The sequence below is a fragment of the Microbulbifer maximicatervae (SeqCode) genome (assembly GCF_052468155.1).
On sequence record NZ_CP174335.1, the window covers coordinates 1,002,501 to 1,014,335 of the forward strand.

Sequence of the window (11,835 nt, forward strand, 5' to 3'; positions counted from 1 at the left end):
TAAGGGTGCCCTAACGCCAGTTATCAAACGACTGGAGAATCAAAAGCTGATCAACCGCCACCGAGATCCGGAGGACGAGCGTCGAGTCATTATCGAGCTGACTGATGCCGGTAGGTCGATGCAAAAAGAGGCTTCTTCAATTCCCACTCAGGTGCTGAATGCCTGTGGCTTGAATCCTCAGTCTGCACGGGCGCTAAAGACGCAAATAGAGGCGCTTCGCCAATATTTAGCGAACCCCTAATCTTTCCCTCTTTTATCGCCCCGCCATTAGCGGGGCCCCGCTTTGACTCCATTTGTTATAGCTATCACCCTTATAGAGATATTTAATTATCGCAATAATAGTTATTGCAATAACTTTATCTGGCGCCCAAGCTGACGCGCTGTTTAGAAGCTGACTTAGAAATCCGGACTACTACCCCCAGCTCAATAAATCCAGCGGGAAAAGGACTGGACTCCATTCCAGGCGGCTTCTGACAGACAAACACACATCAATGAGGACAGGTTAATGCAAACAGTTTACACCGCAGTAGCAACCGCAAATGGCAGCCGTGATGGCGAAGCTCAATCATCAGATGGAAAGTTAAGCGTCAAGCTCAGTATTCCCAAAGAGCTTGGCGGCCCCGGTGGCGATGGCACCAACCCAGAGCAACTGTTTGCTGCGGGTTACTCTGCCTGCTTTATTGGCGCTCTTAAGTTTGTCGCCGGTAAAGAGAAAGTAAAAGTCCCGGAAGAAACCACTGTGCGCGCTGAAGTTGGAATCGGTCCCCAGGGTAAGGGGTTCGGTCTGGATATTGACCTCTACATCGATCTTCCTGGCCTGGATCAGGCGACGGCAGAAAAAATTGCCAACACCGCTCACGAAGAAGTTTGCCCTTATTCCAATGCAACCCGAGGCAATGTTGATGTGCGCCTGCACATATCCGCTTAAGCAACCGGTAGAGAGTTGAAGGTATCCGTTATGAATGGCTTAAAAATTTCCAAGCTGGCACTACCCCTTTTCTTTGCTCTTGGTATGGCTTCTGCATCTGCTTCTATTTCCCCTGGTGTGGAGAAAAATACCCAGGGGTTCCTTCAAGCACTGGCGCAAGGTGGCGGCAAACCCATTGAGCAACTATCACCAAAAGATGCCCGCGCCGTCCTGGTCGGAGCCCAAGAGGGTGCGCAATTGCCGCCCGCTGAAGTCAGCAAGAAAACCATTAGGGTTAATGGCGAAAAGCTGGAACTGACTATCGTTAAACCGAAAAACACCCGGGGCCAGATTCCCGCCTTTATGTATTTCCACGGCGGAGGCTGGGTCTTGGGTGACTACCCAACCCACGAACGCTTGATCCGCGATCTGGTTCAACGCTCCGGCGCCGCTGCGGTATATGTGGATTACACCCCATCTCCAGAGGCCAAGTACCCGACTGCAATTAACCAGGCTTATGCGGCTACCCAGTGGGTCGCGGAGAATGGCGAAAAGATCGGTGTCGACGGGTCCCGTCTTGCCGTGGCCGGTAACAGTGTTGGTGGCAATATGGCAGCCGTGGTTGCCTTGATGGCGAAAGAGAAAGGAACACCGGATCTGCAATTCCAACTGCTGCTCTGGCCGGTTACCGATGCCAACTTCAACAACGCTTCTTACAAGCAGTTCGCCCAGGATCACTTCCTGACACGGGGTATGATGAAGTGGTTCTGGGATAACTACACTACCGACCCCAAACAGCGCAACGAGATCTATGCTTCACCTCTGCGCGCAAGCAAATCCCAGTTGGTCGGCTTGCCTCCCGCTCTGGTGCAGACTGCTGAGATGGATGTGCTGAGAGATGAAGGCGAAGCTTACGCCCGCAAACTTAACGAAGCTGGTGTGACCGTAACTGCTGTTCGTTATAACGGCATGATTCACGACTACGGCCTACTAAATGCCCTGAGTGACGTGCCCGCAGTGCAGGATGCCCTTGATCAAGCAGGCTCCGAGCTTAAGGAACACCTCAAGTAAAACTTAAAAGCCCTGCAATGCGGGGCTTTTTTATTCAGGTACTTAAAGCAGCGTTTTAGCCACTGCCTCAATTTCTATCAATGTCTCTGGCGACGCCAGGGATGTGACTCCCACTCCCGTGATTGCCGGGCGAGTAGTACCCAAATATTTAGATAGCACGGGGACTATTTCCCCCAGATGCTCACTAACTTCTCCACGCACATAGATACGTAACTGCAAAAGGTTCTCTACCGACGATCCGGCCTCATCCAATACTGTCAATAAGTTTTGCATGGCGCTTTCCGCCTGAGCACCAACCCCTATGTTTTTAACTTCACAATTACTATCCCAATCCACCTGACCCGATACAAATACCAAGCCTGTTTTGGTATCGACTCGGGCGTGGGATAGGCAGGAAGAACTGCCATCATAAAGTGAAGAAGGATTAATATTCAGAATACTCATAACAGACCTGTACGCTTTCTAGCTTTTGAAAAAATCATAGTAGAAAGGCAGCTTTGCCAAAGCTATGGAGTAAAGCTTGTTACGGATACAATCAGGAAGCCATTGACTTAGAAAACCGCTGGTGCAGATCATTGAGAATCCAACTTACCAATGGATCATTTTCCACTCGGGGGTGAAAGGCGGCTACAACTTCGTAGCCAGGTGGATACTTGTCCAAGGTAATTTCAACCAAGCCCTCACAAGGCATCAACCTAGAGGGAATAAAGGCCAGGGTTTCCGTCCTTTTCAAGAACTCCTGGGCTATATAAAAAGAGGGCGCCGAAACAACAATCTCTCTTTTTAGACCTTGCCCCTCTAGCCAACGATCGGCTGAACCGCGCAAGCCTCCAACCCCTGGCGATGTAATCACAAAATCAGATTGCATCAACTGATCAATAGGGACCAACTCATCTAAACTGTACATAGGATTAGCCGATACACAGACATAACGCTCATTAAAGAGCACCTGTGTATTAATTCCATGAGGCACATACCCCACTGATGTGAAAGCTAAGTCAATTTCTCCCTGATGCATTTTCTGGGTGAGCGAGACGCTTTCAATATTAGTGACAATAAATTTCACTTTCGGCGCATATTGCCTGACCCTTTGGATCAACTCGGCAACAACCACTTTTTGCGCGTAATCTGTAGCAGAGATCACCAGGGTCCGGGAAGTCTGGCTTGAATCAAGAGAACCCGGGGCGGGAATCTCACTGAGTAACGTCAGCACCTGTCGAATCTGTGGCTCTATAAATTTTGCATAACTGGTGGGAGCCATCCCATGCCCAGTGCGCACAAATAGATCATCCCCAACTATTTTTCTAATCTTCTTCAGCTGCAAACTGACAGCTTGCTGCGAAACCTGCAGATACTCTGCGGCAAGGGAGATACTTTCAACCCTGAATAGTATTTCCAGGGTTTTCAAGTGATTAATTTCAAGATCTTTGATCATATCAACTACAAAAGCGGAGCTTTCTGCCAGTCACTTACGGCTGTAGATAAAGATTAAAATAGTGGTTTCTAATACTGAAGTTAACGCGACCTCCAAAGCCATAGTGGCCGCGCTGTATTATTAAAAATACTCAGGGGATTTTTCTGGCCGCACGATTTGCAATTTGAAATCCCAGGCGGGCCGCGGTACGCGCACCATGATCCTCAATATCGAAATAAGGATTAAATTCAGCGATATCCGCCAAACAAACTTTATTGGATTCCAAAACGGTATCCAGCAAGACTTCCAGAAACTCCATGGAAACCCCCCTGCCAGAGGGGGCACTCACCGCTGGCATAACTGCCGCCGGCAATACATCCAGACATACCGTTAAATAGACAAAATCCACCTTTTCGATAAAGTCGCGGATTCGCGCCTGAACAGTATTCAGATTCCAACTACTGATTTCACGATCCCGAATAACCTGGGCACCCAGCTCATCAGCTCTCTGGTAGAGAGCAGGCGTGTTGGCGTTATCCGCTGCGCCTACACAGAGATAATTAAATTCGCGGCCATTTATCCTGCACTGCTCTGCAATCTGGAAAAATGGCGTACCCGATGACCCCTTTGGCGCAGGTGTGCGTAAATCCAAATGCGCATCAAAATTGATAATACCCAGACTGCTCTCGCGGTGATGCTCACGCATCCAGCGGGCAATTCCCTGATAACTGCCAAAAGCAATTTCATGGCCGCCTCCCAATACCAGTGGAAAGTGACCGGCACCGAGCAACTCATTGATACGGGCACCCAATAGCGATTGGGCAGACTCCAAGTCTTCCCGTTCGACTCTGACGTTACCCGCATCGTATAAGGGCGCATCAAAAGTTGCCGGCAGGTTAGCCATAGCCAGACGCAGGATTCTCGGACCTTTCGCTGCACCGATACGCCCTTTATTTCGGCGTACCCCTTCATCTGAAGCAAAACCTAGAATTGTGAGGCCAGGAGCATCATCTAACTGCAAAGGAGAAATCCGCTGGTGCCAACGCTCACCCGCTCGCCCATCCTCAGAATCAGTGCGACCGCTCCATAATTGCATATCAGCAAGTTGTAACATCGCGACCTCCCAAGAAAATTTTTGCAGGCTTTAGCGCACCCACTTCATAAGCGAGTTGATCCGGGGTATCCATCGGCCAAAGAACAATATCTGCTCGAAGCCCCTCCCGCAGTACACCGCGAGAACAGCACAAACCCAATGCCCGAGCGGCTGCACGGGTAACGCCTGCGAGAGCTTCTGCCGGAGTTAAGCCAAACAGCTGACAACCCATATTCATCATCAAACGTAGGGAAGCGATTGGACAACTCCCGGGATTAAGGTCTGTAGCCAATGCCATACAAACCCCCGCCTCGCGTAATTTTTCAATGGGCGGAACCTGGGTTTCGTGCAGCGTATAGAAAGCACCCGGCAGGAGGACGGCCACGGTGCCGCTTTCCGCCATGGCCCGGACATCCGCATCGCTGATGTATTCAATATGATCTACCGATAATGCCCCGGACTTTGCCGCCATTTCAGTAGCCCCTGTACGCGCCAACTGCTCGGCGTGCACTTTTACTGGCAGGTCCAGTTTTTTCGCTGCATCGATAACTCTCTGGCACTGATCGACAGTAAATCCAATCGTCTCGCAAAACATATCCACGGCATCGGCCAGTTGCTCGCGGGCTACAGCGGGCAATATCTGCTCGCAGATAAGGTCGATATATTCATCGGCACGACCGTCGTATTCCGGTGGCAGAGCGTGAGCTGCCAGACAGGTCGTTACTATTTCCACTGAGTTGTGTTGCGCCAGGCGTCTCGCGGTGCGCAATTGCTTTAGTTCAGTATCCAGGTCCAGGCCATAACCGGATTTAATTTCCACGGTTGTAACGCCTTCGGCCATCAGGGCGTGCAGACGGGGCTCAGCCAACTTATACAGGTTCTCGGCACTGGCACCCCGTGTCGCCCGCACGGTAGAAATAATACCTCCGCCAGAGCGAGCCACTTCTTCGTAACTCTCTCCCCCCAGGCGACGGGCAAACTCCCCTGCGCGATGGCCTCCATATACGAGATGCGTGTGGCAATCGATCAGGCCCGGAGTTGCCCATTGACCTTCGCCATCAACAATGCGGTCTGGGGTGCACTCGGGCAGGTCCCGGCGGGGACCAATCCATACAATCCGACCTTTGGTTACCGCAATTGCAGCATCCTCGATAACACCGTAACCACCGGCAATGGATGGGTCCATTGTGGCGGCATTCAAATTGGTAATCAGCAAATCACAGCGTTCTGACATAAGCTTTTAGCGGCACGCTTTTCCTTTTAAACCATAGATGCTCGGCCCGATGACCGACAACCCAGTAACGGGCAGGATACAGCTCCCCTCTTCGACTTGACAGCCCGCAGCAGGGAAACCATAGTAGCCGTAACTATTCTTGTATATACAACAATATACAAGCCACGGAAGCACTGTACCTGAGTCTATGAATACTGCAAGTGAACCCCGATACGCGGCCATCAAGCGCCATATCCGCCAACAAATTGAGTCTGGCGAGTGGCCAATTCATTCCCAGGTGCCCTCGGAGAACCAACTGGCGCAGCAATTCAGTGTGAGCCGGATGACCGCAAGGCGGGCACTTACCGAGTTAACCGATGAGCGCGTTCTGATGCGCTCCCAGGGGCTGGGTACTTTTGTCGCCGAGCCGGTGCCCGCCAGCTCACTGTTGGAAGTGCGCAATATCGCCGACGAGATCTCGGCCCGGGGGCACAGTTACAGCAACCGCATTCTGTTAGCTCAACCCTGTGTCGCCAGCGCCGATGTAGCCCTGGCATTGGAAGTGCCCGAACAGGCAAAAGTTTTTCACTCCATTATTGTGCACTGTGACAACGGCTTGCCGGTGCAGTGGGAAGAGCGGTTTACCAATCCAGCCCTGGCTCCAGATTACCTGGACCAGGACTTCGCCCACACCACCCCCAACGCCTATCTTTCCAAAGTCGCACCGCTGACCGAGGCCGATACAACCGTCGAGGCCATAGCTGCGGAAGCCGCTATCGCCCACGCTCTGGAAATTGCCCCCGGAGATGCGTGCCTCCAGGTTTGGCGGCGCACTAAATGCAGTGCCGGCACCGTGAGCTTCGCGCGCCTGGTTCACCCAGGCAATCGATACCGCCTCGGTGCACAACTGAGATTCTAGTTATTGATTTATCCCGCGCGCCCTGGGAAAAGAAGCAATCAAATCCGGGACGTGTGAATTTTTTTACGAGAAAAATTGACGAGGAAGCTATGTCTACCGACAAACGCCACGATCCCAGCCGCAAAATCCGCGCGCCTCGCGGCAGTGAGCTCAATGCCAAAAGCTGGCTCACCGAAGCTCCCCTGCGCATGTTGATGAACAACCTGGACGCCGAGGTAGCTGAACGCCCGGAGGACCTGGTGGTGTACGGTGGTATCGGCCGCGCCGCGCGGGATTGGGAGTGCTACGACAAGATTGTCGAAGTGCTGAAGCGCCTGGAAGACGACGAAACCCTGCTGGTGCAGTCCGGCAAGCCTGTCGGAGTCTTTAAAACCCACGCCGATGCACCCCGGGTATTAATTGCCAACTCCAACTTGGTACCCCACTGGGCCAACTGGGAACACTTTAACGAGCTGGATAAAAAAGGCCTGGCCATGTACGGCCAGATGACTGCCGGCTCTTGGATTTATATCGGCTCCCAAGGCATCGTCCAGGGTACCTATGAAACCTTTGCCGCCGTCGCACGCAAACACTTTAATGGCGAAGCGAAAGGCAAATGGATTCTTACCGGCGGCCTCGGCGGCATGGGTGGCGCTCAGCCACTGGCGGCGACCATGGCCGGTTTCTGCATGATCGCAGTAGAGTGCGACGAAACCCGTATCGATTTCCGTCTGCGCACTGGCTATGTAGACAAAAAAGCCACCAGCCTCGACGAAGCCCTGCAAATGATTGAAGCCGCGATGGAAAAAGGCGAAGCCATTTCCGTTGGCCTGCTGGGCAACGCAGCAGATATCTTCCCGGAAATTGTAAAACGCAATATTCTGCCGGATTCGGTTACCGACCAGACTTCCGCACACGATCCTTTAAATGGCTACCTGCCCCAGGGCTGGACCATGGAGTACGCTGCGGAGATGCGCAAGAAAGATGAAGCCGCAGTAGTTAAGGCTGCCAAACAATCTATGGCGGTTCAGGTTGAAGCCATGCTGGAGCTGCAAAAGCGCGGCGCCGCAACCCTCGACTACGGCAACAATATTCGTCAGATGGCTCTCGAGGAAGGTGTGGAAAATGCCTTTGATTTCCCCGGCTTTGTACCCGCTTATATTCGCCCGCTGTTCTGCGAAGGTGTCGGTCCTTTCCGCTGGGCGGCCTTGTCCGGCGACCCGGAAGATATCTACAAGACCGATGCCAAGGTTAAAGAACTGATTCCCGATAATCCGCAGCTGCACAACTGGCTCGATATGGCCCGCGAGCGGATTCACTTCCAGGGACTGCCCGCACGTATCTGCTGGGTAGGTCTGAAAGATCGCGCGCGCCTGGCACTGGCATTTAACGAGATGGTAGCCAACGGTGAATTGGAAGCACCAGTAGTGATCGGCCGCGACCACCTCGACAGCGGCTCTGTAGCCAGCCCCAACCGCGAAACTGAAGCCATGATGGATGGTTCCGACGCTGTCTCCGACTGGCCGCTGATGAATGCCCTGCTGAACACTGCCTCCGGCGCTACCTGGGTATCCCTGCATCACGGTGGTGGCGTAGGCATGGGCTTCTCCCAGCACTCTGGGGTGGTCATTGTCTGTGACGGTACCGAAGCTGCGCGCAAACGTATCGAACGGGTTCTCTGGAATGATCCCGCCACCGGCGTAATGCGCCACGCCGATGCCGGTTATGAGATCGCAAAAAAATGCGCAAAAGAGCAGGGCCTAGACCTGCCCATGCTGAACGACTGATTTTTTACCGCAATAAAAATACCGCCGGCGGAAATCTTTTACAGCCCGAATAACTTTGATCGGGCTGCGCCGCCGGCACCTAACTGGGTGTTGAAAAAGCCAACAAGCGACTTTTTCAAGCCATCTTTGCGGCACATGTCCACAAAGATGGGCACTCAAATAAAGCATTTGCAGTGCTTGATTTTGCGGCAGGCGCTTTCGCACCGCCCACGCAGGCTGTTTTTCAACAGCCTGCTAAGCAGTAAATATTTTTTGGTGAATGAATTTATGTATCAATTGGAAATCGATCCCGGTCAATTGAGCCTTGCGCAACTGCGCCGGGTAGCCCGCGAGTCGGTGCAGCTGTCCCTAGCGAAAAGCGCCTACCCCGCTATTGAAGCCTCTGCCCACACTGTTGCCCAGGTTATTACCGAGGGGCGCACGGTTTACGGAATTAATACCGGTTTTGGTTTATTGGCCAACACCCGCATTGAAAAGCACGACCTGGAAAACCTGCAGCGCGCTATTGTACTGAGCCATGCCGCCGGTACCGGCAACTTTATGAGTGAAGCCACCGTGCGTCTGCTGATGGTGTTAAAAATCAACTCGCTCGCGCGCGGCTTCTCCGGTGTGCGCCCACAGGTTATCGAAGCCTTAATGCAACTGGTCAATGCCGGTGTATACCCCGCTATCCCTGAGAAAGGTTCTGTCGGCGCTTCTGGCGATTTGGCGCCACTGGCTCATATGAGCGTGGTACTTCTCGGTGAAGGGGAAGTATTTATCAAGGGCGAGCGCAAGAGTGCTCACGAAGGCCTCAAAACGGCAGGGCTAGAGCCTATTACCCTGGCCCCCAAAGAAGGCCTCGCCCTGCTAAACGGCACCCAGGCGTCTACCGCCTTTGCCCTGCTCGGCCTGTTCGCCAGTGAAGACCTGTTCGCCGGCGCCCTGGTAACCGGTGCTATTACCCTGGAAGCCGCCAAGGGCTCACGCCGCCCCTTCGATGATCGTATTCACAACGCCCGCGGCCAACAGGCTCAGCGCGACGTAGCGGCAATTTATCGGGACCTGCTCGGTGAGACCAGCCAGATCGGTGATTCCCACCAGTTCTGTGAAAAAGTGCAGGACCCCTACTCCCTGCGCTGTCAGCCCCAGGTAATGGGTGCCTGTCTGCAGCAGATGCGCTTCGCTGCCGAAGTATTGTTGGCCGAGGCAAATGGTGTTTCTGATAACCCGCTGGTATTTACCGACGAGGAAAATCCGGATAACTCCGACATTATTTCCGGCGGTAACTTCCACGCGGAGCCTGTTGCTATGGTCGCCGACAACCTGGCGCTGGCATTGGCAGAAATCGGCTCCCTATCCGAGCGTCGCATGGCCCTGTTGATAGACAGCAACCTATCGGGCCTGCCTCCTTTCCTGGTGGAAAATGGCGGGGTGAACTCCGGCTTTATGATCGCCCAGGTCACCTCAGCGGCGCTTGCCAGTGAGAACAAATCCATGGCGCACCCAGCCTGCGTGGACTCACTGCCCACCTCCGCCAATCAGGAAGACCATGTATCCATGGCCACCTTTGCCGGCCGTCGCCTGCGGGATATGGCCGACAATACCTGTGGCATCCTGGCGGTGGAGATACTCGCTGCCTGCCAGGGACTGGATTTCCGCGCGCCATTAAAATCCACGGAAAAACTGGAGGCCGCCAAGGCAAAACTGCGCGCCCGAGTACCTTTCTATGACAAGGACCGCTACTTTGCCCCGGATATTGAAGAGGCGAAACAATTACTGAGCAGCGGCGCCTACTTAGAATCAATAGACCCCAATCTCCTGCCAAGTAGTCACTAAGTTAAAGAGCCTTCAGGGCTTAATTCGCACGTTGTGAGAGAACCTTTTTTCTCACAATGTGCGAATTTTTAGTGGTTTCACCCGCCTGCCGACCTTACCTTTTTTGACTCCGAACAAGTGGGTCTATCAAATTGAAACTGAAGAGTTTCCATCAACCAATACAGACCTGCCTCGGTATTCAGCTTTGCTAGAACATTTACTCTGCCCCGTGATGATTCACGCGCCAAAAATGCTAGGCTGAATGTAGAAGTGTTACCCGCCAATAGGTGTGGAGGTCTTGATGAAACCGCTGCCCACTAGATTGCTGCGAGGCTCAGGTTGTGCGCTCGCCATCGCAGCAGGACTGGCTCTATCGGCCTGTAATGGAACATCCGGCTATCCCTGCGGAGGCAACGATTGTTCCGCCAGTTATTACGGATACAGCCCTTATTACAACAAGACGTATTACAACCTGCGTGGCCGCTATGCCCACTGCCACCCGGATGGCACCTGTCACAATATGCAGCACTGTAACTTCTACTGGGACGGCAACTTTTATCGCCTGAGACCGCCTGCGGTTGTAAATACCCAGTATCAAATTGTCGATCCACCGCCGCGCGCAAGACCTTACTAAGTCTGAGATTCTGTGCTCGCCTAGTTGGCGCGCCTAGGGGCTTGGCCCCTGCCGGGCCTCTCCGGGGGGAAATTCCACTTACCGGAGAAAGCACTATGAATAGAGCTGTAAAAACGGTGATTCTCACCGCCACGGTGTGCACAGCCCTAGCCCTGGGTGCCTGTGCCACCGATGGTTACTACACCACCTACACCAGTTACGGTGGCCCAAGTGGAGGGCAAGTCGCTTACACCTCCTCCTACGCTTATCCCTATGCCACGCCCAACTATTACGCTTCGAGTAATGTCTATTTAACTTCCTACAGGACACCGGTTTACCAAACCGTTGGTTTCACACCGGTGAATACCTATTATTACCGCGGTGGCTACGCCAGTTACCGATCCGCATCATTCCGCGGCCACCCTCGCTACCGGGCTCGCTATTACTATCGCGGAATGCCCTACTACAACCGTTTCTATTACCCTCGGTCGCCCCATGCCCGCTACCGGGCCCATCACCGAGGCTATAGAAGTTATCACCGCGGCGGTTATCGCGGCTACCGGGGCCATAGAGGCCACTATCGTGTTCGCGGTGGACACCATCGCGGTAGACGCTAACTCCAAGCTTTATTAGGTAACTAACCCCGCTGTAGCAAACCATCAAAAAACGCAGCGGGGTTAGTTAATCGCCAACCTCAATACAACCGTCCGTTTAATTAGCCTTCTCCCTCCAATATCACTGTCGCCACTTTTAACAAATTGGCGCGCTATGCATCTCAATGACGGCTATTACCTCTACCCTGAATAAACAAGTTATTCGGGAATGCGTCACTCACACTACTCAAAGAGGTAACTGCGGTGCAGAAAATACTACTTATTCTGCTTGCCGTGGCCCTGGCGACAGGAGTTGCCGGTTGTTCGACAACCGCGCCCCAGGGAAGCCCAAAGTCATTAACCCTTGACGGGCAGAAGTTTCGCTGTGTTGAGCAGGAATTGGAGACCAAGGTACTAGTTAGATGTGTTCGTGCGGGGTAAGTTATTTG

13 protein-coding genes (1 of these 13 cut by a window edge) are annotated in these 11,835 nt (G+C 53.1%); 9 read left to right on the forward strand and 4 right to left on the reverse strand.

Features of this window, described 5'->3' with window-relative positions:
* The 3 genes from ACJJIY_RS04215 to ACJJIY_RS04225 form a co-directional block, all read left to right on the forward strand.
* Window positions 1–241, forward strand: partial view of a MarR family winged helix-turn-helix transcriptional regulator gene (locus tag ACJJIY_RS04215; RefSeq protein ID WP_444906922.1) — the 3' portion only. The gene continues 203 nt to the left of window position 1, outside the view; only the last 241 of its 444 coding nucleotides appear in the window; the start codon falls outside the window, past its left edge; its stop codon occupies window positions 239–241.
* A gap of 264 nt (window positions 242–505) precedes the next feature.
* Window positions 506–928, forward strand: coding sequence for an organic hydroperoxide resistance protein (locus ACJJIY_RS04220; protein ID WP_445359170.1), 423 nt, complete (start codon window positions 506–508; stop codon window positions 926–928).
* Between the two features lie 30 nt (window positions 929–958).
* Window positions 959–1,978 carry an alpha/beta hydrolase gene (locus ACJJIY_RS04225; RefSeq protein ID WP_445359171.1) on the forward strand — a complete coding sequence of 340 codons (1,020 nt, stop codon included), beginning with the start codon at window positions 959–961 and terminating at the stop codon, window positions 1,976–1,978.
* Between the two features lie 42 nt (window positions 1,979–2,020).
* Here the strand turns inward: ACJJIY_RS04225 and ACJJIY_RS04230 are convergent, their stop codons facing one another.
* The 4 genes from ACJJIY_RS04230 to hutI all read right to left on the reverse strand — a co-directional run bounded on the left by ACJJIY_RS04230 (window position 2,021) and on the right by hutI (window position 5,719).
* The gene (locus ACJJIY_RS04230) at window positions 2,021–2,422 is read right to left on the reverse strand and encodes a RidA family protein (protein ID WP_282930788.1); all 402 of its coding nucleotides are present in this window, start codon (window positions 2,420–2,422) and stop codon (window positions 2,021–2,023) included.
* 91 nt (window positions 2,423–2,513) lie between these two features.
* Entirely contained in the window at window positions 2,514–3,413 is a 900-nt protein-coding gene (locus ACJJIY_RS04235) for a LysR family transcriptional regulator (RefSeq protein ID WP_445359172.1), read from the reverse strand.
* Between the two features lie 130 nt (window positions 3,414–3,543).
* Window positions 3,544–4,506: a formimidoylglutamase gene (gene hutG / locus ACJJIY_RS04240; RefSeq protein WP_444895745.1), complete on the reverse strand. Its 963-nt coding sequence runs from the start codon at window positions 4,504–4,506 to the stop codon at window positions 3,544–3,546.
* Window positions 4,490–5,719 (reverse strand): imidazolonepropionase, encoded by a 1,230-nt coding sequence (gene hutI / locus ACJJIY_RS04245; protein ID WP_444895744.1) that lies wholly within the window; start codon window positions 5,717–5,719, stop codon window positions 4,490–4,492. The genes hutG and hutI overlap by 17 nt, the downstream gene beginning before the upstream one ends.
* A gap of 187 nt (window positions 5,720–5,906) precedes the next feature.
* On the opposite strand from hutI, the gene hutC reads away from it, so the two are divergent.
* From hutC to ACJJIY_RS04275, 6 genes are all read left to right on the forward strand, one after another.
* A complete protein-coding gene (hutC, locus tag ACJJIY_RS04250; RefSeq protein WP_282930784.1) occupies window positions 5,907–6,617 on the forward strand; it encodes a histidine utilization transcriptional repressor HutC in 711 nt (236 codons plus the stop codon).
* A gap of 89 nt (window positions 6,618–6,706) precedes the next feature.
* A complete protein-coding gene (gene hutU / locus ACJJIY_RS04255; RefSeq protein WP_445359173.1) occupies window positions 6,707–8,383 on the forward strand; it encodes a urocanate hydratase in 1,677 nt (558 codons plus the stop codon).
* A 267-nt stretch (window positions 8,384–8,650) separates the two neighbouring features.
* Window positions 8,651–10,201, forward strand: coding sequence for a histidine ammonia-lyase (hutH, locus tag ACJJIY_RS04260; protein WP_445359174.1), 1,551 nt, complete (start codon window positions 8,651–8,653; stop codon window positions 10,199–10,201).
* Between the two features lie 280 nt (window positions 10,202–10,481).
* A complete protein-coding gene (locus ACJJIY_RS04265; protein WP_282930781.1) occupies window positions 10,482–10,814 on the forward strand; it encodes a hypothetical protein in 333 nt (110 codons plus the stop codon).
* A gap of 95 nt (window positions 10,815–10,909) precedes the next feature.
* Window positions 10,910–11,410, forward strand: a complete 501-nt coding sequence (locus ACJJIY_RS04270) for a hypothetical protein (protein WP_282930780.1) — start codon at window positions 10,910–10,912, stop codon at window positions 11,408–11,410.
* Window positions 11,411–11,650: 240 nt separating this feature from the next.
* Window positions 11,651–11,827: a hypothetical protein gene (locus ACJJIY_RS04275; RefSeq protein WP_413663747.1), complete on the forward strand. Its 177-nt coding sequence runs from the start codon at window positions 11,651–11,653 to the stop codon at window positions 11,825–11,827.
* Window positions 11,828–11,835 lie beyond the last annotated feature (8 nt).

Coding starts and splice junctions, on each gene's coding strand:
- ACJJIY_RS04220 (WP_445359170.1), top strand. CDS start 506: ATGCAAACAGTTTACACCGCAGTAGCAACCGCAAATGGCAGCCGTGAT.
- ACJJIY_RS04225 (WP_445359171.1), top strand. CDS start 959: ATGAATGGCTTAAAAATTTCCAAGCTGGCACTACCCCTTTTCTTTGCT.
- ACJJIY_RS04230 (WP_282930788.1), bottom strand. CDS start 2,422: ATGAGTATTCTGAATATTAATCCTTCTTCACTTTATGATGGCAGTTCT.
- ACJJIY_RS04235 (WP_445359172.1), bottom strand. CDS start 3,413: ATGATCAAAGATCTTGAAATTAATCACTTGAAAACCCTGGAAATACTA.
- hutG (WP_444895745.1), bottom strand. CDS start 4,506: ATGTTACAACTTGCTGATATGCAATTATGGAGCGGTCGCACTGATTCT.
- hutI (WP_444895744.1), bottom strand. CDS start 5,719: ATGTCAGAACGCTGTGATTTGCTGATTACCAATTTGAATGCCGCCACA.
- hutC (WP_282930784.1), top strand. CDS start 5,907: ATGAATACTGCAAGTGAACCCCGATACGCGGCCATCAAGCGCCATATC.
- hutU (WP_445359173.1), top strand. CDS start 6,707: ATGTCTACCGACAAACGCCACGATCCCAGCCGCAAAATCCGCGCGCCT.
- hutH (WP_445359174.1), top strand. CDS start 8,651: ATGTATCAATTGGAAATCGATCCCGGTCAATTGAGCCTTGCGCAACTG.
- ACJJIY_RS04265 (WP_282930781.1), top strand. CDS start 10,482: ATGAAACCGCTGCCCACTAGATTGCTGCGAGGCTCAGGTTGTGCGCTC.
- ACJJIY_RS04270 (WP_282930780.1), top strand. CDS start 10,910: ATGAATAGAGCTGTAAAAACGGTGATTCTCACCGCCACGGTGTGCACA.